This window comes from Albidovulum sediminis (genome assembly GCF_025380365.1).
Classification (GTDB): domain Bacteria; phylum Pseudomonadota; class Alphaproteobacteria; order Rhodobacterales; family Rhodobacteraceae; genus Albidovulum; species Albidovulum sediminis.
Genome location: NZ_JAOCQF010000007.1, coordinates 41,951 through 61,262, shown reverse-complemented (window position 1 = coordinate 61,262; position 19,312 = coordinate 41,951). Strand labels below are relative to the sequence as shown.

Annotated in this window: 24 protein-coding genes; 9 read left to right on the top strand and 15 right to left on the bottom strand. The window is 62.8% G+C overall.

The features are described from left to right. Positions 1 to 3 precede the first annotated feature (3 nt). Positions 4 to 1,848: a type IV secretory system conjugative DNA transfer family protein gene (locus N5I32_RS20165; RefSeq protein ID WP_168776809.1), complete on the top strand. Its 1,845-nt coding sequence runs from the start codon at positions 4 to 6 to the stop codon at positions 1,846 to 1,848. A 315-nt stretch (positions 1,849 to 2,163) separates the two neighbouring features. Here the strand turns inward: N5I32_RS20165 and N5I32_RS20160 are convergent, their stop codons facing one another. Beyond that, a complete protein-coding gene (locus N5I32_RS20160) occupies positions 2,164 to 2,604 on the bottom strand; it encodes a MerR family transcriptional regulator (RefSeq protein ID WP_126976280.1) in 441 nt (146 codons plus the stop codon). A gap of 72 nt (positions 2,605 to 2,676) precedes the next feature. Here N5I32_RS20160 and N5I32_RS20155 point away from each other — a divergent pair, with 72 nt between their 5' ends. Genes N5I32_RS20155 through merA form a run of 5 tightly spaced genes read left to right on the top strand, consistent with a single transcriptional unit; the run spans position 2,677 to position 5,316 of the window. Further along, positions 2,677 to 3,060 carry a mercuric transporter MerT family protein gene (locus tag N5I32_RS20155; RefSeq protein WP_261497722.1) on the top strand — a complete coding sequence of 128 codons (384 nt, stop codon included), beginning with the start codon at positions 2,677 to 2,679 and terminating at the stop codon, positions 3,058 to 3,060. Positions 3,061 to 3,077: 17 nt separating this feature from the next. Continuing rightward, positions 3,078 to 3,395, top strand: coding sequence for a heavy-metal-associated domain-containing protein (locus tag N5I32_RS20150; protein WP_126976278.1), 318 nt, complete (start codon positions 3,078 to 3,080; stop codon positions 3,393 to 3,395). Positions 3,396 to 3,400: 5 nt separating this feature from the next. Then, entirely contained in the window at positions 3,401 to 3,649 is a 249-nt protein-coding gene (locus tag N5I32_RS20145) for a hypothetical protein (protein WP_126976277.1), read from the top strand. After that, positions 3,646 to 3,873 (top strand): mercury resistance system transport protein MerF, encoded by a 228-nt coding sequence (gene merF / locus N5I32_RS20140; RefSeq protein WP_126976276.1) that lies wholly within the window; start codon positions 3,646 to 3,648, stop codon positions 3,871 to 3,873. Before N5I32_RS20145 ends, merF begins: the two co-directional genes overlap by 4 nt. Positions 3,874 to 3,885: 12 nt before the next feature. Next, complete coding sequence (gene merA / locus N5I32_RS20135; RefSeq protein ID WP_126976275.1) at positions 3,886 to 5,316, top strand: mercury(II) reductase; 1,431 nt, start codon at positions 3,886 to 3,888, stop codon at positions 5,314 to 5,316. 281 nt (positions 5,317 to 5,597) lie between these two features. Here merA and N5I32_RS20130 read toward each other — a convergent pair whose 3' ends face one another. The 14 genes from N5I32_RS20130 to N5I32_RS20065 form a co-directional block, all read right to left on the bottom strand. After that, positions 5,598 to 6,572: an ATPase, T2SS/T4P/T4SS family gene (locus tag N5I32_RS20130; protein WP_261497721.1), complete on the bottom strand. Its 975-nt coding sequence runs from the start codon at positions 6,570 to 6,572 to the stop codon at positions 5,598 to 5,600. Further along, positions 6,572 to 7,894 (bottom strand): TrbI/VirB10 family protein, encoded by a 1,323-nt coding sequence (locus N5I32_RS20125; RefSeq protein ID WP_125327842.1) that lies wholly within the window; start codon positions 7,892 to 7,894, stop codon positions 6,572 to 6,574. Before N5I32_RS20125 ends, N5I32_RS20130 begins: the two co-directional genes overlap by 1 nt. A gap of 1 nt (position 7,895) precedes the next feature. Continuing rightward, positions 7,896 to 8,645, bottom strand: coding sequence for a TrbG/VirB9 family P-type conjugative transfer protein (locus tag N5I32_RS20120; RefSeq protein WP_261497720.1), 750 nt, complete (start codon positions 8,643 to 8,645; stop codon positions 7,896 to 7,898). Continuing rightward, positions 8,642 to 9,301 (bottom strand): VirB8 family type IV secretion system protein, encoded by a 660-nt coding sequence (locus tag N5I32_RS20115; protein WP_261497719.1) that lies wholly within the window; start codon positions 9,299 to 9,301, stop codon positions 8,642 to 8,644. Before N5I32_RS20115 ends, N5I32_RS20120 begins: the two co-directional genes overlap by 4 nt. A gap of 32 nt (positions 9,302 to 9,333) precedes the next feature. Next, positions 9,334 to 10,353 carry a TrbL/VirB6 family protein gene (locus N5I32_RS20110; protein ID WP_261497718.1) on the bottom strand — a complete coding sequence of 340 codons (1,020 nt, stop codon included), beginning with the start codon at positions 10,351 to 10,353 and terminating at the stop codon, positions 9,334 to 9,336. Between the two features lie 3 nt (positions 10,354 to 10,356). After that, complete coding sequence (locus N5I32_RS20105) at positions 10,357 to 10,860, bottom strand: hypothetical protein (RefSeq protein WP_261497717.1); 504 nt, start codon at positions 10,858 to 10,860, stop codon at positions 10,357 to 10,359. Continuing rightward, positions 10,860 to 11,669 carry a type IV secretion system protein gene (locus tag N5I32_RS20100; protein ID WP_261497716.1) on the bottom strand — a complete coding sequence of 270 codons (810 nt, stop codon included), beginning with the start codon at positions 11,667 to 11,669 and terminating at the stop codon, positions 10,860 to 10,862. Before N5I32_RS20100 ends, N5I32_RS20105 begins: the two co-directional genes overlap by 1 nt. Further along, the gene (locus tag N5I32_RS20095) at positions 11,666 to 12,769 is read right to left on the bottom strand and encodes a lytic transglycosylase domain-containing protein (protein ID WP_261497715.1); all 1,104 of its coding nucleotides are present in this window, start codon (positions 12,767 to 12,769) and stop codon (positions 11,666 to 11,668) included. Before N5I32_RS20095 ends, N5I32_RS20100 begins: the two co-directional genes overlap by 4 nt. Before the next feature lie 8 nt (positions 12,770 to 12,777). Beyond that, positions 12,778 to 12,984, bottom strand: coding sequence for a hypothetical protein (locus tag N5I32_RS20090; RefSeq protein WP_261497714.1), 207 nt, complete (start codon positions 12,982 to 12,984; stop codon positions 12,778 to 12,780). Then, complete coding sequence (locus N5I32_RS20085) at positions 12,981 to 15,359, bottom strand: VirB4 family type IV secretion/conjugal transfer ATPase (protein WP_261497713.1); 2,379 nt, start codon at positions 15,357 to 15,359, stop codon at positions 12,981 to 12,983. The genes N5I32_RS20090 and N5I32_RS20085 overlap by 4 nt, the downstream gene beginning before the upstream one ends. Further along, entirely contained in the window at positions 15,349 to 15,624 is a 276-nt protein-coding gene (locus N5I32_RS20080; RefSeq protein ID WP_028030999.1) for a VirB3 family type IV secretion system protein, read from the bottom strand. The genes N5I32_RS20085 and N5I32_RS20080 overlap by 11 nt, the downstream gene beginning before the upstream one ends. Before the next feature lie 66 nt (positions 15,625 to 15,690). Next, positions 15,691 to 16,005: a TrbC/VirB2 family protein gene (locus N5I32_RS20075; protein WP_261497712.1), complete on the bottom strand. Its 315-nt coding sequence runs from the start codon at positions 16,003 to 16,005 to the stop codon at positions 15,691 to 15,693. 5 nt (positions 16,006 to 16,010) lie between these two features. Then, positions 16,011 to 16,721 carry a lytic transglycosylase domain-containing protein gene (locus N5I32_RS20070; protein WP_261497711.1) on the bottom strand — a complete coding sequence of 237 codons (711 nt, stop codon included), beginning with the start codon at positions 16,719 to 16,721 and terminating at the stop codon, positions 16,011 to 16,013. Then, positions 16,693 to 17,013 (bottom strand): hypothetical protein, encoded by a 321-nt coding sequence (locus N5I32_RS20065; protein WP_261497710.1) that lies wholly within the window; start codon positions 17,011 to 17,013, stop codon positions 16,693 to 16,695. Before N5I32_RS20065 ends, N5I32_RS20070 begins: the two co-directional genes overlap by 29 nt. A gap of 167 nt (positions 17,014 to 17,180) precedes the next feature. Here N5I32_RS20065 and N5I32_RS20060 point away from each other — a divergent pair, with 167 nt between their 5' ends. The 3 genes from N5I32_RS20060 (at position 17,181) to N5I32_RS20050 (ending at position 19,246) form a co-directional block, all read left to right on the top strand. Continuing rightward, positions 17,181 to 17,483, top strand: a complete 303-nt coding sequence (locus N5I32_RS20060) for a hypothetical protein (RefSeq protein ID WP_125327829.1) — start codon at positions 17,181 to 17,183, stop codon at positions 17,481 to 17,483. 59 nt (positions 17,484 to 17,542) lie between these two features. Beyond that, positions 17,543 to 18,184: a hypothetical protein gene (locus N5I32_RS20055; protein ID WP_164517409.1), complete on the top strand. Its 642-nt coding sequence runs from the start codon at positions 17,543 to 17,545 to the stop codon at positions 18,182 to 18,184. 216 nt (positions 18,185 to 18,400) lie between these two features. After that, positions 18,401 to 19,246: a hypothetical protein gene (locus N5I32_RS20050; protein ID WP_261497708.1), complete on the top strand. Its 846-nt coding sequence runs from the start codon at positions 18,401 to 18,403 to the stop codon at positions 19,244 to 19,246. Positions 19,247 to 19,312 lie beyond the last annotated feature (66 nt).

The window sequence follows — 19,312 nt, the reverse complement described above, 5'->3', positions numbered from 1 at the left end:
CCCATGCTTTCGAATCTCGACACCGCCTGGCGGTATCCGCTGGCGCTGCTCCTTGGACTGCTGACGGGTCTCTACATCGGCGGCATGCTGGCGACGATCTATGTGATCACAGCCTTCCGGGAGAGCCTCGATACGCTTAGCCCAACAGGCCCCTGGTTCTTGCGCTACGAATGGGCCGACCTCGCCGCGCGGCCTTCAGTCCTGCAGGGCGCATTGATCATCACCGGTGCTGTGACGGTCGCGCTGACGCTCGTCGGATTAGCTGGGGTACATCGCGGCCGCCTCAACCAGTATGACGACGCGCATTTCCAGTCGCGTCGCGAGTTGAAGCGAAACCACATGGTCGGAACCCTCGATCAGAACGGTTTCATCTTCGGCAAGCTCGGCCTTCCGAAGTCCGACGCGCCCTTCGTGATGGCGCCGCCAGACCGCTTCCCGCATGCGATGATGATCGCCCCCACGGGCCGGGGGAAAGGAGTCGGCTTCGTCATCCCGAACCTCCTCCATTTCTCAGGCTCGGCGATCATCCTCGACGTGAAAGGTGAGAACTTCGCCAAGACCTCCATCCACCGCAAGCATGGGCTGAAGAACGGCATTTGGTACTTCTCGCCCTTCGATGAGGACCGGAGCTCGCACCGGTTCAACCCGCTTGCCCGGATCGCCGCCCTGCCCTCCGCTGAGCGTCAGTACACCGCGCTGAACTCGATGGCCGACCTCTTCCTCATCCCGGAAGGCGAAAGCGCCCAGAGCTTCTTCAATGCCGGCAAGCGGCTCTTCATCGCCTCGTGCCTCTACGCCATCGAACAGCGCCGCCCGACTTTGGGCTTTGCCGGTGAGATCATGGCCGGGGGTGGCGACAAGAAGAAGAGCTATACGGCCATTGCCGAGACCACGAACATCCCGATCATCTCCCGCACCTTCCTAGAGATGGCCGACGTCCCGGAGAAGACCCTCGGCGCCTATGTGTCCGTCATCCAAGGCTCCGGTCTCGAGCTTTGGAACGACCCCGCGGTCGACCGCGTGACCTCCGCCAGCGACTTCGACTTCTCGACCTTCCGCCGCGATCCCCAAAGCCTCTACATCGTCGTCCAGCCCGAGCACCTGAAAACTCTCGCCCCCCTCGTCCGTCTGCTCTTCGCGGATGCCATCGCCTCCCTCCAGCGCCGTGAGCCTGGTCAGGACGAACCCCATGCGGTCATGTTCCTGATGGACGAATTCGACCAGCTGGGCCGACAGCCCCTTGTTCTTTCTTCTATCAAGACCATACGCAGCTTCGGCGGGCGCTTCTTCATCATCTCCCAGACCATTCCCGGCCTTGATGACATCTATGGCGAAACCGGGCGGCGCTCTCTGCAAGGTGGGGCCGGGGTGCAGATCTACATGACGCCACAAGATGATCGGACCGCCGAGGTGCTCTCGAATGCCTTGGGGCGCTCCACCATAACGGCAGTGACCGAGAGCCAGTCGCGGGTTCGCGCCCTGGAGGACAGTGCCAATGTCAGCAGGCGGTCGGAAGAGCGGCCGTTGATTTCGGCAAACGAAGTGCTGCGGTTTCCGCTGAATCAGGTGCTGGTGCTGCCCGAGGGGCAGTATCCGATCCGGGCGCGGCACATCCGGTACTTCGAGGATCGGCACTTTGCCCCGATTGATCGAGCGCGGAAAGGTAAGGGATTGCCGAGTATACCGGGAAGCGGAGCGGTTGGCAGGCAAATCGCCGTTGGAAAACTGTCGGGGTTGGCTGCGTCCGCCGGACAGGCAGATGCCGAGGTCTTCGGGGAGGCGGCGCGGGTGTTTCGGGCAATTGCGGAGAGCGCCAAGCACACACGGAAAGTGCCGACTCGGGTCTAACCGATGCTTGGTCGCTGAACCTCACCTCATGCTCCTACAGGCAAACTTCGGCCTATTTCGGTCCGCCGACCCTGTTTACGTGCTTCTATCGGATTTCCCTAACCAGTCATTCTTTCCTGCCGCAGCAATTCCTAGTCGAACCAAAAGCGACGGTGTGGTGAGCGGGAGTTCTTCGCCACATGGCGCGGGCATCACCTAGCCGGACCAAGAAGATCCGCAGCGGCACGTCTATGCAGACCTGCCGTTGCAAAGTGATCTTCGCGAAGGGATCTTTGAACAAAGCTTCGGCATCTCTGTCCCCAACCGAAACGGCCGCTAATGTCGGAGAATATCCAGCACCGGGCATTCGGGACGATCCCCGCCGCTGCAAAGCGCGGCGGTGCGGGACAGGAGAGCTTCGATCCTTTGCAGGTCGGCGATCTTTGCCCTGACATCCGTCAGATGTGCCTCGGTTTTTTCTTTGACCTCGGCGCAGGACTGCAGCGCGCCATCGCCAAGGCCAAGCAATCCGCGAATGTCGTCTAGCGAAAACCCCAGCTCGCGGGCGCGCATGACGAAGCGCAGGCGCTGCACATCCGTGGCCTCATAGGTCCGATGACCTGCATCCGTCCGGGCGGGTGGTGGCAGGATGCCCGCCGTCTCGTAATAGCGGATCGTCTCCAGATTGCAGCCGGTCGCGCGGGCCAGATCGGCCCGGCGCAATACCCCTGCCTTGAGGCTTTCTTTGCGGGTCGCAGCTTCGTGAACGACAGTCATGGTGATTTCCCTTGCACCTGTAGTCACTACAGACCGTAGGCAGGTTGCAACGGGATGACAAGGAACCCTGCGATGAGTGACATTCACGATGCCGAAACCGCGCCGCGAAGCGCCGATCACAAGGGCCTGTTTGCCACACTTGGGCTGGCGGGGGCGTTTCTGGCCTCGGCCTGCTGCATCGTGCCGCTGGTGCTGGTGACGCTGGGAATATCCAGTGCATGGATCGGAAATCTGACAGCCCTTGAACCCTACAAGCCGCTGACCTCGGGCATCGCCATTGTCTTTATCGGGCTGGGGTTCTGGCACGTTTATTTTCGGACAAAACCCGTATGCGTGGAGGGGTCGTACTGCGCCCGCCCGCAATCGTCGCGCCTCACCAAAACGGTGCTTTGGGCGGCAACAGTGCTGGTCCTGCTGTCCGTGACGCTCAACTGGTGGGCACCTCTGCTTTACTGAAACCAAAAGGAAACCTTATGAAACGTTTTGCAATTCTGGCTCTCGGCGCGGCGATGCTCGGCCTGCCCGCCACAGCGTCATTCGTCTTCGCCCAATCGGCTCCGGCGACCGCATCCACACTGACCGAGGTCACTTTCGATGTGCCGGACATGACTTGCGGACTCTGCCCGGTGACGGTCAAGGCCGCGATGAGCGGGGTCGAAGGGGTGCAATCGGTCGAGGTGGACTTTGACAGCCGCAGCGCGATGGTGATCTTCGATCCGGCCCTGACCAATGCGGCAACGATTGCGGAAGCCTCGGCACAGGCGGGCTATCCGGCCAATGTGAAGGGCTAAAGCCAATGCGCGACGACATTCAGGGCGGGGTGTTGGCGACGCTGATCGCCGCCCCGCTGGTGGTTGTCTGTTGCGGTGGTGGCGGCATCGCCCTGGCCGCGATCATCGGTGCGGTTGGCGGATGGATCAGCGGCGCTGGCGGCCTGGTAGCAGTCATGATGGCAGCCGTTGCGGCACTGACTTGGCGCAGCCGTCGGCGCGCGCAGTTGGGAAGCTGCGAGCCGGGCGTTTCGGAAAGGCAGCACGGGCCATGAGCGGCGATCCATCCGAACGCCGTCTACTGATCACCGGCATTGTCGGCACCGTCATCGCCGCGCTGTGCTGCTTCACGCCGGTTCTGGCCGTGCTCCTCGGTTTTGTCGGCCTGTCAGCCCTGCTGGGTTGGCTTGATGTCGTGCTCTTGCCTGCCCTCGCCGTCTTCATCGGCCTTACGATTTATGCCCTCTGGCGACGCCAGCGGAACGCCAGAAACTCCTAAAGGAATACAATCATGAACGATTGCTGCACCATTCCCCGTCCAGACCAAAATTCTTTCGACATGGCTGTAATCGGGGCGGGATCGGCGGGGTTTTCCGCCTCGATCACGGCGGCCGGGGCGGGCAAGCGTGTAGCGCTGATCGGACACGGGCTGATCGGCGGCACCTGTGTGAACGTGGGCTGCGTGCCGTCAAAGGCCTTGATCCGTGCGGCGGAAGCGATCCACGGCGCGAAGGCGGCGAAACGGTTTCCGGGACTATCCGGGGCTGCACAGGTCGATGATTGGGCGGCGCTGATGGCCGGGAAGGACGCCTTGGTTTCTAGTCTGCGTCAAAAGAAATATGCCGATCTGCTGCCCGGCTATGAGGGGATTACCTACATTGACGAAGGGGCGGCCCGGCTTGTCCCCGGTGGCGTGCAGGTCGGCGCGCGCCTGATCCGTGCGCCCAAAGTCATCATAGCCACGGGTGGCCGCCCCGCCCTGCCGCCCATTCCGGGAATCAGGCAAGTGCCCACGCTGGACAGCACGTCCCTTCTTGCGCTGGAAACGCTGCCGGAAAGCCTAGTCTTCCTTGGCGGTGGCTATATCGGTGCGGAACTGGCACAGATGATGGCGCGGATGGGCGTCAAGGTTACCATGGTCTGCCGCTCGCGCCTTCTGCCGCAGGCCGAACCCGAAGTGTCGGAAGCTTTGACAGAGGTGTTCCGGGGCGAAGGCATCACAATGCACTGCGGCGTGACCTATGATACTTGCAATCGGGATGGCAAGCGCGCCGTGCTGTGCATCGAAGAACGCGGCAAGCGACTGGAACTGACAGCAGATCATCTGGTGCTGACCACCGGACGCAGCCCCAATACCGAAGGCCTGGGGCTTTCCGAAATGGGGATCGAGACCGACCGGCGAGGGGCAATCGTGGTGGGCGACGACATGCAGACCACCCGCCCCGGCATTTATGCCGCAGGGGATGTGACCAACCGTGACCAGTTTGTCTATATGGCCGCCTATGGAGCAAAGCTGGCCGCAAGGAATGCCATGGGCGGTGCAGAGTGCTATGACAATAGAGCGATGCCTTGGGTGGTGTTCACTGATCCGCAGGTGGCGGGCGTAGGGTTGACTGTGGAACAGGCCGTTGCAGCCGGCTATGACGTGAAAACCAGCGTTCTGACGCTCGACAACGTGCCTCGAGCGCTCGCGGCCCGTGACACGCGCGGTGTCATCAAACTGGTGGCGGATGCAAAGACCGATAGACTTTTGGGCGGTGTGATCGCCGCGCCTGAAGGTTCCGACAGCGCCCAGACGCTGGCCATGGCCCTGAAGTTCGGGATGACCACCAAGGCACTCGGGGAGACCATTTTCCCTTATCTGACCACGGTCGAAGGCCTGAGGCTCGCGGCTCAGACCTTCGATAAGGACGTGGCGATGCTTTCGTGCTGTGCGGGATGAAGCCGTGCCCGCCGCCCGTGAGGTGGCGGACATTGCAGCCGACAGCTCCCAGCCCAGATCCCGGCCCAGTTCGCGCTGCCTTTCCAATTCAAGCTGACGCCGCCGCTTGCGCTCTTCGTCGAACTCATGCTGCTGCTTTTGACGCGGTTTTAACGTGCTGCGCCCAGCGGCTTGATTGAAGCGGTCGCAGATCGCCTCTGCCTCGTGGGCATCTGCTATTGTTGCATGTTGCAACTGAAACGCCTCACCTGCATCAGGCCGCTTACCGCCCTTCGCGACCCTCACAGGCACAGTATCTCCGCCACCCCACGCCGCCCAGCCTGCCGCGAAAGTTGCACCACCAGATCCACACTTCCCTCGCAGTACCGCTTCACCTCCTCGAACCCCATGCCCAGCCCGGCGGCCATGACCATGATCGCCAACCGATCTATGGCTTTCCGGGCGGTGTCGGCATGGATGGTTGTGAACGAACCACCGTGGCCGGTGTTGATCGCTTCCAGGAAGGTCCGGCTTTCCTCACCCCGCAACTCACCAAGAATGATCCGGTCTGGACGCATCCGAAGCGAGGCTTCCAGTAGCCGCGCAGGCGTCCGTTCGCCTTGGGCACTGCGATCAGCCTTAAGCGATACCGCGTTCTCCTGACGGGGGAACAGCTCATAGGCATCCTCGATGGTCAGGATCCTCTCGCCCGGGTCCACCATCGACAACAAAGACCGAGCAAATGTCGTCTTGCCGGTCGAGGTGCCGCCAGAGTTCAGGATGTTCATGCGCTCCTCGACGCAAAGCCGCATGGCCTCGACGACCTGCCCCGCCTCAGCAAGCTTCATTGCCTCCCCTGCCCTTGCCCGACGCTTGGCGTCGAGATCGACAAGACCACCGTGTAAGAGGCGCGGCTCGATCAGCTGATCGGCCGAAACCTTGAATGGCCGGAACGTGATAGCCATCCCGCCTTCCACTATGGGCGGCGCCACAACCTGCGCCCGGATCGCCATATCGCCCAAGACGATCTTTCCCGAAACGGTCGGCTTCTTGTCGGAGAACTGCACACCAACGGCAGAAGCTATTGCCTGCCCAAGGTTGTTAGACAGGACCCGATCGATGGACAGATGCGCGACCCGCTCCATGTGCGTCGCGCCCTTTCGCTCGATCCAGACTTTTCCATCCGGGTTGATCGCCACCTCGACCAGATCGTCCCGTAAGAACAGCGGCGCAATTGGCGTCAGGTAGGACCCGAGGAAGCTCGGCCGATCATCCATCACCAGATTTCCAGATCGCGGTCGACCATGACCGTGATCGCGGCCCCAGGGGCGACGGTGATGATCGGCGGCAGGCTCGTATAGGCCTCGACCGCGGAGCCCATGGCAGTACCCAGGTCCTCGCCCATGCTCTCAGCCGTGTCGGAACTGATCTCGTCAGTGTATTTCGCGGCGGCGACAGCGGGAGCGGCCCCGAGAAGGGAAATGAGCGCAGCCGACCCGAACCTGGCACCGAAGCGCGTGTTGACCTTGCCGGTAATGCCGGAGCGACCCTGGGCGTCCCCACCGAAAGCCTCCATCTGCACGGACTGCCCATCCGGAGTGACGAGCCGCGTCCAGGCGACAAGAATGCGGCCTTGGCCGATGGCCACGTCCGAGGAATAATCTCCGAAGAGGCGCGCGCCGGCGGGGATCAGGATCTGGGCCTGATCGAAGGACCAGACCGGCCGGGTCACGATCGCTGTGATCTGGCCAGGTAGGCTCGAGTCGACCGCATTCTCAAGCGTTGCTTCAATCATCGTGCCCTGCAGGACGGTGTTTGACGGATTGGCGATCACCTGGCTCACTTCCGTGGTGGTGGCTTCGCGCCCCGACTGTACGAAATCCCGACCTGTCGCATCTCGACCCTCGGCTGGGGCCTCGGGCATCCCCATACGGGCATCCCCTGCCCCACCCTTTTGACCATCGTCGAAGACGACCGAAGGTGACGCCACGCGGGCCGCAAGCTGCGCCTCGCGCTCGGCACGCTTGGCCGCCAACTCAGCCTCTCGTTGGGCTTCCGCGGCACCCGCAGTGTCGGCGCTTGCCTTCAGGACGGCGATCTCCTGATCGAACTGCCGTCGCATGTCCTCCATCAGAGCAATGTTCTGCGACTGTGCCTCTTCTAGGGCGAGCGCCAGTTCCTTGGCTGTCTGGTCCTTCTCGGCATCGGCCTTGTCGGCAAGATCACCCAACTCGCGCTGCAGCCGTTCAACCTCGGACTGGAGTGTGGCGTTCCGCGCTTCGAGGTCTTCGCGCTGTGAGGCCAGTTCCCCTTCGATGTCTGAGAACCCATCACCTGAGGGCTTAGCTTCCGGTCCCGGCTCAATCGCTCCGAAGGGCGAGCCGCCCGCCTGATCCTGGAATTCCTCGACGGCTGAGGTTTCCACATCGGGGATTGTGCGGCTGGAAGGCCAGACCGTCCAGAGCGCGGCAAGGCTGGCTCCGGCCAAGAGTGCGCCCATGCCAAGTCGCTGCTGCCGGGTCATTTTCGGCTTGGGTCGCTCGACCTTGTATTCCGGCTCGGCGCCCGTCTTCGGATCGGTCATCTCGGGATCAGCCATGTCAGAATTCCCATCCCTGAAGCTTGGCGAGCAGGGCCAGATCGGTGGTCACGCCGCCATCTACCCGCTCGATGCAAAGAACCTGCGTGCCGATCCGGATCGAATAGGCGGAGCGCAGGCCGGAGACGCGGACGATGCTGCCTCGCGTGCCGGAGTTCAGCGTCACTTCGCGGCCCGTCGCATCCACACCGAAGATCGACGGCCGGAGGCCTGGGGCGAAGGCGAAGTACGTCGCTTGCCCATCGTTCCAGATATGGACGGGTTTCAGGGTCTCATCGCCCGACCAGGCATAGCCGATGTCGCGCGACCCTGCGGACACGGTGCCACGGGTCGCCCGGCTTGTGCCCGTCTCGGGATAGCGCAGGACCAGCCGATAGGTCGGGTTACGAGACCTGCCCTCGCCGATCGACAGCGAGATCGTGCGCCGCCCGGTATAGATCGTCATGTTGGTCTCGGCCCCGGCGATCAGGGGTTTCACGGAAACCGTAGTGCGGTTCGAGAGCACCTCGACCTCGAAGGCCTCGCTGTCGCCAAGAAGGACCGAGTCGATCCGCTCGCCAGCACCCAGTTCGATGGCGGTGTTCACACGCAAATGCGTGTCGAGCCGGATGACATCGACGGGGTTGTAGAGGACCGACCGGACACGGGCATCCGCGCCCATCGAGGCGGGGGCGATTTCGGCAGAAGCGGCACTCGCGATGCCGAGGGCGCAGGCGAAGGCAAGTCCCGGAAGGAGAAAAGAACGGCTCATGGATTCGTTTCCAGGGTTTCGGCGTCGACGCGGTAGGCCGAGACGGTAAAGCCTAGCGGGTTTTCCCAGACGTGGGCGAGGGAGCGCTCGGTCTTCGGCTCGAATGCAAACTCGACCGTGGCAACGAAAGGCTGGGTCACCGGCTCCTGCTTCGTCTTGCGCAGGGTTTTCAGGAAACGGATCTGGGCGACGTTCGGCGAAAGGAACGTGATCCGGCGCACGGTCACCGTGACTTCTGCGCCTGGCCCATAGACATCGGGCGGATAGGCCGTGTTGCCGCCGCCTTTCGACCAGAGAAGCCGCAGGCTTTCCTCGGCGCCCCCTGTTGAGCGGCGCTGCACGCTCTCAAGCCGGGCCTGAATGCCCGCAAGGAAATAGCCCTCGCGGTCGGAGACGTAAGCCACGAGGAGGCTTTGTTTCAGTGCCTCTTGATCCTCGATGCCGGTCGGGGCGACCCTCAGGATGTTTTCGGCGTCCCCGGTCTGTCGATCGACGAGGACGGTGAAGACCTGGGTTTCCCGCAAGGGCAGGACGAGCACCAGCGCGGTTGCAAGAATCAGGCTCAGTCCGCCCGCGGTACTCGCGACAATCCAGGCACGCCGGGCCGAGAGGCGGGGCTCCAGAACGAGATCGACATCAAATCCATGCGCCTCCATGGGCGGTCCTCCACTTCTCGAATTCTGGAACATCAGCTCTTGTCCGGTGTCCGGCTCGCAAGCCGCATCGCGGTCTGAACAGCGGACCGCCCGATCTGTCCGGCGGTATTGCCGTTGAGGCGAGCGTCCGAGGGACGCCGACCACCGGCATCCAATCCAGCCGCTCCTCGGCCTGCGCCGATCCCGGACGCGATGCCGGTGCGGCCGTAACCCTTGACGCTGTCGGCGGTGCGGAAGGTCGAGGCCGCGACGCTGCCGAGACCGGTCGCGGTCGACGCGAGGGACTGTGCGATCGTGGGCACCATGGCCATGAGGCCGGTTCCGAGCATCATGACGACGACGAAGCTCAGGACATCGCCGATGGTTTCCACCGAGGCGAGAGAGGCCGGGGTGAGGTCCGCCGCGATGTAGATCGTGAACGCCGCCATTCCGGACGTAAGCATCGGGTAGAGTGCGAAGCCGAGGGCGAGGTTCACCCATCGGTCAAAGAGCGGGGCGGTGACCTTGAAGAGCGTGCAGGCAATTGCGACCGGCGCGAAGATGACGAGGACGCCGATCATGATCTTCGCGGCCGAGATCACGATGATCGACACGGTCGCCATAAGGGCTGCCACAAGAAACATCAGGAGGCCCGCGAGGGCGCCGGTGATGTAGCTGCCGTTCTGGCTGATCGCCTGACCCACATCGAGGGCTTGCAGATAGAGGGCATCCAGACCCTCGTAGAGATTGCCCGACCCATCCCCAAACGCGTTCATCACGACCGCGCCGATTTCACTCGGGGCGTTGGTCAGAACGCCATAAACCGAATTGAAGTTGGCCCAGGACGACAAGAACGCCGAAGCAACCGTGATCCGAACCATGAGGCCGAGCCCGTTGCGCAGCGTCATCGGCACGGCTTGTGCCATCAGGTTGATCCCGATCAGAGCCACCACCAGGACCGACCCGACCCGGAAGACCGGCACAATCTCGGCTGCCACAGCATCAAATGCCGTAGCGCCAACCGCTGTTGCGGCGGCATCGACCTGGGTCAGAATGTCGGCGATGATGGCCATGGATCACTTGGCCCGGCAGCTTTGCTCAAGCTCGCGAAACCGCGCCTCGGTTGCACGCCGATCTTCATCGCGGATACGTTCCAGCGCCGGACGGTCTGCATCGGTCAGTTCTTCCGTCGACTTGCCTAAGGCGGCCGTTACGAAGGCGTCGAAGCTGAAGCCGTCGAAGAGGCAAGCGCAGGAACCTTCTTCAAGCCGCCGCGACATCGCTACGCGAAAATAGGCCTGCCGAGCCACTGCGCGGAACTTCCAATCGGTGATCCCCTCGGGCAGGTCGATCACCTCTTCGCAGGAAGGCCTGTCAGCGGCAGCAAAGATGCCGGTACCGCGCCTCTGCATCTCGGTCAGGAGGTCCAGCGCGGTCTCCGCATCCTGCGCGCCTACCGCTTCCTGGGTTTCTTCGATCAGCTGAACGTCACTGAAAGTGGCGATGTCTTGCGCAGCAGCGAAGCTGGTAAAGCAGACCATGACAACAACCGCCGCGACGTGGTGAGAAGCCCGCCGCATCATTCGGCCCCCGAATAGTCGAAGAAGCTCTTTTCCTTGGCCTGCTCTGCGGCCCAGTTCACACCCGTCTGCCCGGCGGCCAGCCCCGCAGCTGCGTTCAACCGCCACATCTGGCCGAGCATGTAGTTGGTCTCGGCCGCCATCCGGGTGTTGAGGTCGATGCTTTCCTTCAGGCCCTCCTGATTGGCGATTTCAGACACCAAACCGTCGATCCGCGCGAGGCTTTGGGCGGCTTCCTCGTAGGAAAGCTGCGCCACGCCCATGGCCGTGGCACTCGTCGCTGCGGTCGTCGCGATGAGCTTGTCCTGCGGGTTCTCCGATGACGACAGCCCGGCCAGGGTTTCCGAGGTCAGCCCGGCCCCTTCCAGCGTGTCGCGCATATATTCGGCGGCCATCTTGTCGCCCATGGTCACGTCGCCATCGAGCAAGCTGTCCAGAAGCCCATCGAAATCCCCGATGGTCAGCGCATCCTGGAAACCGGAGAGATCGGTGATCTTGGCCGCCCGTGAGCGCAGGTCCTCCACCGAATTGTAAAGGCTCGCGATCTCGTTCAGGCCCGAGATCGACCCGAGGATGCCTTCGAGGTTGGTCAGCTGCTCGAGACCGGTCTCGACCTGCTTCTTCAGCTCTTCGATCTGCGCGATCTGGTTGTCAGCATCGCGGAGTGCGGCCTGCAGCTGCTCGATGTTCTTGGCGAGGTTGGTGCCGTCGATGACGGGCACACCTTGCGCCAAAAGAGGTGACGCCAGAAGCGTTGCACAGACGGCGAGCGCGAGACGCGCCCTTGTTCGAAGGACGGCAGGTCTCACGGAGTGTACTCCCAGAAGGTGGTGTATTGCAGGGATTGCGCGGCATCCGAGAGCCCACGCGCGGCTTCAACCTTGACGGCACCCGCGCGCAGCCGCAGCGTCAGGGCCATGAGGCGCGCGCGCTCGGCGAGCATGTAGGTGTTCTGGTCGACCGCTTCTTTCGGGGTCTGGGGCTTGGCCTCTTCCAAGAACCCCTTGATCCGGGCCATGGCCGCCTCGATCTGCCCCGACTGCTGGCCGGAATAGCCGATGAAGGCCGAGGACATGTTGCCCCATTCCGCACTTGCGCCTTCCACGCCCGCCAGCGTGCCCGTCACGTCCGCGCCGGTGATCACTAAGAGATAGGCGTCGTAGTAGCCAGAAATCCGGCGGACGTAGGCTCGGGTTTCCTCGAAGGGTGGGATGCCGCCGTATTTCTGGACGTTGCCGGGTCCGGCATTGTAGGCCGCAAGCGCGAAGTCGATCCGACCGAAGCTGTTGAGCTGTGTCGCGAGATAGCGTGCGCCACCATCGAGGTTCTGCAGCGGATCGGTCGGATCGACGCCGAGATCAGCGGCGGTGCCGGGCATCAACTGGCAAAAGCCCATGGCCCCGACCGGGCTAATCGCCGCGTTGGAGAACCCACTTTCCTGTTTCACCAGCGACTGGAAGAGAATGCGCCAAGTTGTGGGCGTGAGCCCGACCTTCACGACACCGGGATGCGTTTCATAGCGCGCCGCTGTGGCGATGATCATCGCCTCGACCGTCTCGGCATCCCCGAAGAGCCGCTGGCTTTCCGGGCTTGTCTCCTCAAGGGGATAGACCTCGTCGGCAGGGGGGAAGGTGCCGGATCCTATCTCGAAGCCGCTGAGGTCGGTCACGCCGGTCGTATCCGCGAGGAAACGTTCATAGGCAGCCAGCTGGTCGTCTTCGATCTCGCTGAGTTCCGTGCGCGTGGCGAGTTTCTCCCCCTGTTTCACGGCATCCTCGGCTTGTTCGACAAGACGCGAGATGAAGTTCGACAGTCGCGAGCCGTCGATGATTGGCACGCCTTGGGCCATGAGGCCCATAGGCACCGTGGTGCCGAGGAGAAGCCCGAGAAGGAGAGGGGCACGACGCATGAGGTGGCTCAGTCCGCGCAAGGCGCGTCGGGGGCGTTCATGGTCGAGACGACGACCGTCGTGCCGTCACTTTGCTCGTGCGCTGCGAAGTATTTGCCCTCGGCCCGGAACTGACCGTGGCAGGGGGAGACGGCCCCCGTCTCGACACCGGCGCAGGCGGAAAGAAGGGTGAACCCGAGAAGGGAAAGGGGGATCAGGCGGTTGCGTCGTGTCACGTCATGTCCTTCCAGAAATCGGGAGTATCCCGCCAGCCATAGGGGGCGCGGTCTTCGCCGGATCGGCCACCGCCAAGCACGGCGAGCGCAGGTCCAAGGGCGGCGAGGTCCATGTTCACGAAGACCGAGTCTCCGGCCGAGCGCAGGAGGGCGAGGCGCAGGCCACCCGTCGGCGTGCAGAGGAACTCGGCCTCTTTCTCGTTCAGCCGCAGGATCCGGTAATCTTCGGGGTTGGCGCGCGGGTTCGGGTAGAGAAGCTGGGTCACCACACTCTCTGCGATGATCTGCCCAACCTTGACCCGGGTCAGATGCGTCGGTGTCTGGGTCAGCATCATCACCACGGCGTTCTTTTTCCGCATCGTGACGAGCCAGTCATGCAGGCGCTTTTCGAAGATCGGATCGTCAAGCATCTTCCAGGCCTCATCGATGACGATGAGGGTCGGACGGCGATCCTCGATGACCCGTTCGATGCGACGGAAGAGATAGGCAAGAAGTGCCGAGCGTTCGGTCCCGAGATCAAGGATCTCCGACATGTCGATGCCGACCACATCCTCGGAGAGGCTGATCTGGGATGTGGCACCGGGCCCAAAGAGCCAGCCATGTCGGCCTCCCTGCCCCCATTCCCGGACCCGGCCCACAAGATCGCCCTCGTCGTCTGTTGAAGCGACGAGGGTGGCGAGGCCATCGAATGTCCGGAGCCGGGGATCGGCCGAAACGATCTGACGGACGGCGGCGTTCAGGCTGACGGTTTGGGCGGTCTCGAAGGGGCGCGACCCTGCAAGGATGTCACCGAGCCAGTCGGTGAGCCAGGCCGCCCCGCGCTCGTCGGTCTCGGTCTGGAACGGATTGAGGCCGGTCGCCTCGCCGATCCGGATCGCGGAATAGCTGCCACCCAAAGCACGCACGGCCATCTCGAGACCCCGGTCCTTGTCGATGACGAGGATGCGCGCATGAACCCGCCGCGCCTGTGCCATCAGAAAGGCAGTGCCGAGGGTCTTCCCCGACCCTGTGCGACCTAGAACGAGGGTATGACCGGCGCTCGGCTCGGCACCCCGCTCACCCTTGTCGTGGAAATTGAAGCGATAGAGGCTTGAGGTCACCGTCGGCAGCGCCGTGATCGTCTCGCCCCAGGGCGACTGCATTTTGGACCGACCTTCCGTCACCCGGTGCAGTGCCGCGAGATGAGCGAAGTTCTGGGCTGACAGAAGTGCCGTGCGCGGGCGATAGGCCCAGTTGCCTGGGGCTTGGGCAAACCAAGCCGCGCGGGCTGCAAAGCTTTCGCGGACGAGGGTTGCCCCACAGTCCTGTCCGGCGCGCCAGACCTCGGAGGCAGCCTCTTCCAGCTGTTCCGGGGTCTCGGCCGTGACCATGACCGTCAGGTGGTGTTTGCCGAAGACCTGTCGGCCCGAGGCGACATTGTCTGCGGCCTCGTAAAGTTCCTGACGCAGAGTTTCGGCGGCATCCTCAGAGGCACGCATCTGGCGTGCCGTGCGCTTGATGCGCTCTTCGATTTCGTTGTTGCGCGCGGGGGTGAAGCTGTTGGTGATGACGATGTCGTAGGGCAGTTCCAGCGCGTCGAGCATCCGCGCCCAGGTGCGGGCCGGATAGGATTTCACGCCGAAAATCGTCCCGAAACGCATCCCTTCGCCGGTTTCGATTTCCACCCGTTTGCCAGCAAAGATCATCTGCGATGACGCGACAGCCTCGGCAAGAAATTGGCCGCGCATCGGAAGCACCTTGGCCATCGGCTGCCCAAGAAGGACGCCAAGGAGACCCAGCCATTCCCCGGAGGAAACGGTCAGCCGCCGGAAGCCCAGACCCTGGCAGGCCCCGGCCAAAAGACCCATCGCTTCATTCAGGCGCTCGATCCTCTGGCCGAGGTCGCCTGTGAAGGCTGCCTTGAAGAGTGCGCCGATCAAAGGGACACGTTTTAGTGCTGTGGGGCGAAGGATGAGCGAGACCACCAGCACCCGGCGTTTCAGGGTGCGGGCACGGAGATGTCCTTGCCAGCGGGCGTCAACCATGGAGGCAAACGCGGCTCCAGTGCCCTCGCCATCAAAGGGTTTCAGCTGGGGTGCGTCCGGCAGGGTCAGCTTGGAGACATGGAACCCGAAGCCTTCGCCCAGCTGCCCGATCAGACGCGCAAGCGAAGTGGTCGCGAGCGAGAGGTCCCCTTCTTCCGACGTGAAACTGTCCTGCCCCTCGACCACGGCAGAGGCGATCAGGTCACCCTGCCGGGTCAGGATCAGATTGTCCGCAGGTGCGGAGAGCCAGGGCAAGTGCCGGGCGAGGGTCTCGGCTGCGAGATCCTCATGCCGCAAGACCGATCGAAGCGCCAGGGTGGCCGGGAAGAGGGATTTGAGGTCAGCTGACATGGCGGTCTCCGCCAAAAGCTGACTTGCCTCGGGTGCGCGGGGTCCGGGAGAAGACCACCGCGACTGTCTCGAAGAGGTTCGGGTTGCGGTCTGCCACGAACCACAGAACCGGATAGCCGACGACCCCAATCAGCAGGAACCGCCAGTCGTTCGCGCCCACGAAGGGAATGACCGATCCCAGCATCAGGCTCACGAAATAGCCGATGGGCAGGCCGAAGATCTTCGGCGGCCGGGTGAGGCCGAGAAACAGGGGCGCGTCATGCATGGGGAACATCCGGGGGCTCGGCCGGGCCGGGTGTGCGATGCCACCCGGCCTGTCGCCTGTCCCGCCTCAGGGGGCCGCAAAGCCGTCGATGATGGTCGCGGCCGAGAAGACGAGAACCACGCCGAAGAAGATCGCAAGGAAGAGGGGCCAGTTCAGGCGGCCGGTGAACATCATGTAGCCGGCAGCCACCACGGCAAGGATGGCGATCAGCCGCCCGATCGGGCCGGTCAGTGCATCGACCACGGTCTGCAACATGTTTTCGAGGGGATCGAGGTTCTGTGCGAGAGCTGGCTCTGCGAGGATTGCCGCGAAGGGCAGCGACAGCAAAAGGGTGTGCAAAGCCAGGCGCGGCAATCGCGCGCCAAAAAGACTGCGGAACATGGGGATTACTCCGAACTGAGGGTTGCGTTGGTCAGCCGCAGAACCTTGGCCACATGGCCCTCGGTTTCGGCATAAGGGGGAATGCCGCCATAGTCGCGGACCGCTTCGGGGCCGGCGTTGTAGGCAGCCAGAGCAAGATCGGCGGCGCCGAAGTCTTCAAGCTGGGCGAGAAGATAGCGGGCCGAGCCGTGCAGGTTGTCTTCCGGATCGTGGGGGTCGACGCCGAGGAGATCGGCGGTTCCGGGCATCAGTTGCCCAAGCCCGATGGCACCGACCGATGAGCGCGCATCCGGATTGAATGCGGATTCCACTGCGATGTTTGCCCGAAAGAGCGCAAGCCATTCCGTCCCGGAGAGACCGGCCGCTTTCAGCGCCGGATGGCGGAGGTAGTCGTCGCCGACGTCGAGTACGAGATCCTCGATTTCGGCTGTGCCACGCGGACCCCTGTCCTCCGGGGACGTGCCATAGGACGCAAGCACAACGAGACCTTCGTCAGTTGCGTCGGTCTCAGCATTATTTGTGAACTCGGCGTCGTTCAGATCGCCGCGCTTGGGAAGCTCTTTGCCAAAATCGAGAACGCTGGCCCGAACCCGCAGGTCCTCTGTCCCTGCCCCAAGGTCGATGACCTCGGCCTGGGCACCTTGTGCGGCAATGAGCCAAAGCGCCAGCCCTGAGCCGAGGGTCAGATCAGGGAATGGGCTCCACCGCTGTGTCATGGGTCCAGGTCGCCTTTTCGCCCTTCTTCAAAGGAACGGGGACCGTGGTCAGACCCAACTCGACCGCGAAGGAGATCAGACCGGTGACGGTCTTGAACTCCCGTGGTTCGAGCCCGCGCGAGATCACCAGAAGGGCCGTCTGGTCGCCAAGGCGCAACTGGATGCGCCAGGTGCCTTGCCAGACATTGAGAACCTTCTTTGCGTCCTCGACACAGAGGGCTTCGACGATGCCGCCTTCGGTCAGGGCCTCCTTAAGTCCGGCCTGCAAGATCACCGGGGTCAAGTTCCTCATGGGTTGGCACCTTCCGAAGCAACACGCTTTCGGCAGAACATAGTGCATGTTGCGCTGATGAGAAACATGTCGTCGCACAACATGGCGCTCACCTAGCGGTAGAATCCTATTGCGTCAATAGCGGTGTTTTGCAATTCATGCACATGTTTTGAAACCGCGGACCGTGCATGCCCCTTCTCCGCTCCAGACACGCTTGCCTCGCCGCCGCCGCCCTGTTCACGATGCCTGTCTGCGGCGTCGCTCAAGGTGCGACGGCGTTGGACTGCTTGCCGCCGGTCCCGCCTGCACCGGTGACCGATGCTGCCACGCGCGCGGAATATCGCGTGGAGATCGGGCAGGAGTTCACGGCCTATTTCGATGAGGCGCAGACCTATCTGCGCTGTCTGGATGCCGCGCGAGCCCAGGTGTCCGAAGAGATCAACCGCGCGATCCACGACTACCAGGCTCTTGGCGAGGACCCGGACGGATGACCGCGTGAGATCAGGTCCCCCTACCCTTCCCCTCCCGGCATCTTCACAAGGAAACTCCCATGACAAGACTACGAGCTGCGGCCGCCCTGGCAGCGACCGCCATGTCACTTTCTGTTGCGGCTCCGGCACAAGCCTACCCCGTTGATTGCGCGATCCTTCTCTGCCTCGCAGGCGGCTGGCCAGCCTCGACCGAATGCGCCCATGCCCGCACCGTCTTCATTGCCCGGATCACGCCATGGCCGGTCGAGCCACCGCTGCAAATCTGGAACTGCCCGATGCGGGCGAGTTTCCGCGGCGAGGCCAAACCGATCGAGCGCCTGTTCGACATCGCCGTTCGCGGAGAGACTGCCCCGCTCATCTCTGTCCCGAAAACGCCGTGGGCACCTCAGCTCGTCCAGGATCGGGCAGATGTCGATATCTCCGATCCGGCGTTTGACTTTGTCCGCTCGATCCGCGTGTTCGAGATCACCTACCAGCAGAGACGCAACTCTGACGGCGACTGCAACAGCTGGGGCGCCGTGTACATGGGCACCTATGGCGCTCAGGGCGACTACAGCCGTCGTCGGAGCAGCATTTCTGCGGTGCCGACCGCCTCAGACCTCACCGTGCCGGCAGACTGTCGCAGCTATTGGCACCGGTCTGTTTTCGTCGAATGGCGCGACTATGAAGGGAGCTACGGACACGAAGAGGTTCATTACTGAGAACATGAACGACCGCCCTCCCACGAAACGATCGAGTGACCGGATCCCCAGAAACAGAAACGACGCCAGACCATAGGCCCGACGCCGCACTGATTTCCTCGTGGTAGTGGGAATCTAGCGCGAGCTTTGGGTCCGTTCAACCGGCAAATGCCTTTGCCGGAACGAACTTTTGCACGCCTCGCGGTCTGGTGTCGCCCCAGGACGGAACGACACATCATGGAACTCACGACCGGTGCCATCCTGCGCCGCATCACCGAAACCCCACTCTCCACGTCGGCGCACAAGCTCGCGACGATCATCCTCGACGGGATCGCCTGGAAGGACGGTTACAACGGGTTGGAACGCGGAACGGCCGCGTTCACGCTGGCGCACCTCGCCGAAAAGATGGGGGTTTCCCGGCAGCATCTGACGGCGCTCCTGGTCGAGCTCGCGGCGTCCGGCTTGGCGCTGGCCCGGTGGAAGCCCAATGGCAAGTTTGCGCCCTGGCTGTTCCGGTTCGGGGGGCATATCGCAACTGGAACAGCGCCAGATGTCGTGTCATCTGCAGGCGACACATCACTATCTGGAGACTCTAAGAACAAAACTATCTTTGCAGGAAAGATCGAGATCGGCGCAGTAGCCAGCGTCTACCACACGCCTTGGGCAGAATTGATCAAGTCAGCGAAGGTGTCGCTTGCCTGCTGGAACGTCGATACGCAGATCATCTGGGAACGTTTCCTGACTTTCAACCAGTCGCGCGGCAATGCCCATGTCCCGGCTGGCTACTTGCTCGGCTTCATGCGGCGCTGGCGGACCAGTTCGTCAAGCCGGGCTCCAACGTTTTCATCGGAGCCGGAGCTGCTGGCCAAAGAAGATCCGAAAACGCTCGAGCTCCATCAGCAGATTCGGGCTGCTCCTAGTGCCAACCGACAGTTTCACGCATCGGATTTGTGCAGCCTGATTGGCCAAGCCGCCTACGATGCTCGTGTCCTAGATGTCGTCCGACAGTTCGGCTGTCCAAGGTTCACTGCAATCCTTGCCGTGCACGGACGCGCCGTTTTGGCAGGAGAAATCTCGCGATGAGATGGCTTGATGCGGAAGAGAGACCTCGGACATGCTTGCTCCAATCATTTCTGCCGGGGTTTCTCC